A 985-nucleotide genomic window follows, 5' to 3' on the forward strand; every position below is an offset into this window, starting at 1 on the left:
TGGCGCGGCAGGAGGTCGCGATCGCGTGCTCGCGCGCCGAGCCGCCCTTGAAGATGTCGGCATGGTTCTTTTCCAGCCAGGTGAAGAAGGCCTCGTCGCCGAGCACGCCGTATTTGGCGACCTCGGCATAGCCGGCGCGGAACTGGCGCGGCGACAGCGTGTCGAGCACGGCGGTGTCGGCGATGACCAGCACCGGCTGGTGGAAGGCGCCGAGCAAATTCTTGCCCTGCGGCGAGTTGATGCCGGTCTTGCCGCCGACGCTGGAATCGACCTGCGCCAGCAGCGAGGTCGGCACCTGCACGAAATCGACCCCGCGGCGCAGGATCGCCGCGGCAAAGCCGGCGAGATCGCCGACCACGCCGCCGCCGAGCGCGATGACGAGATCGTTGCGCTCGATTTTCGCGGCGATCAGGGCTTCGCTGACCTTTTCCAGGCCGGCATAGGTCTTGGAGATCTCGCCTTCCTCGACGACGATGCGCGAGGTCGGGATGCCACTCGCCGCGAGCGAGACCTCGGCGGGCTCGAGCCAGTGCTTTGCGACGTTGCGATCCGTCACGATCGCGGTGCGCACGCCGGGACGCAAACGCGCCACGCGCTCGCCGAGCGAGGCCATCACGCCGCGGCCGATGACGATGTCATAGGCGCGATACCCCAACGCGACCTCGACATTGACAGGATCGGAATGTTTCAACGGCGCAGTCATCGGATGGCACTCGCAATGTCGGCAGGTGGTTGAGCGGCCTGTTCGCCGCAAAGATGTGCGCGCAGCGCCTCGATGCACTCCTCGACGATTCTGTCGTGCGGCACGTCACGCGAGGCGATGGTGAGGTCGGCATGGCTGTAGACCGGCTCGCGCTCGGTGAGCAGGCGCGTCACGGTTCCTTCGGGATCGGCGGTCTGGAGCAGCGGGCGGTCGGCGCGGCGGCGCACGCGGCGCATGATGACGTCATGGTCCGCCCTGAGCCAGATCGACACCGCCTTTGCC

2 protein-coding genes are annotated in these 985 nt (G+C 67.5%); both read right to left on the reverse strand.

All coding sequences use genetic code 11. The features are described 5' to 3' along the window. Nucleotides 1-703: 3-dehydroquinate synthase (locus MOV74_RS39000; RefSeq protein WP_246932919.1), on the reverse strand; the 703-nt coding region annotated here is incomplete at its 3' end. Further along, a partial coding sequence (locus tag MOV74_RS39005; RefSeq protein WP_309486885.1) for a shikimate kinase occupies nucleotides 700-985 on the reverse strand: 286 nt, incomplete at its 5' end. The genes MOV74_RS39000 and MOV74_RS39005, both read right to left, overlap by 4 nt.

This window comes from Bradyrhizobium sp. SHOUNA76 (assembly GCF_023006445.1).
GTDB lineage: Bacteria > Pseudomonadota > Alphaproteobacteria > Rhizobiales > Xanthobacteraceae > Bradyrhizobium.